The 230-nt window shown below is 66.1% G+C and carries 1 pseudogene; it reads right to left on the bottom strand.

The features are described from left to right. Positions 1-177: pseudogene (locus IF09_RS47835) on the bottom strand (isocitrate/isopropylmalate family dehydrogenase); the annotation flags it as partial. Positions 178-230 lie beyond the last annotated feature (53 nt).

Here is a 230-nt window from a genome sequence, read left to right as displayed (position 1 = left end):
CTGCTTGGTCTCCAGCTTCACATCCTGGGGCAGGACCGCGGTAAGGACCTTCAGGCCCTGAGCCACGACTTCCTGGCCGATGCCATCACCGGGGATCACCGCGAGGCTGATGACGCGGGGCTCCGGGCGGCTCGTGCGCGGCTTGTGGTTGGGGCGGGTGCTTTCGTAGGTGGCGATGTCCGCTTCGTTCTGAAGGGTGAGGGAGATGTCGTCGAGGCCTTCGAGCAGGC

The sequence above is a fragment of the Streptomyces katrae genome (assembly GCF_000717655.1).
Taxonomy (GTDB): domain Bacteria; phylum Actinomycetota; class Actinomycetes; order Streptomycetales; family Streptomycetaceae; genus Streptomyces; species Streptomyces katrae_B.
This window is presented reverse-complemented; position numbering and strand designations above follow the sequence as displayed.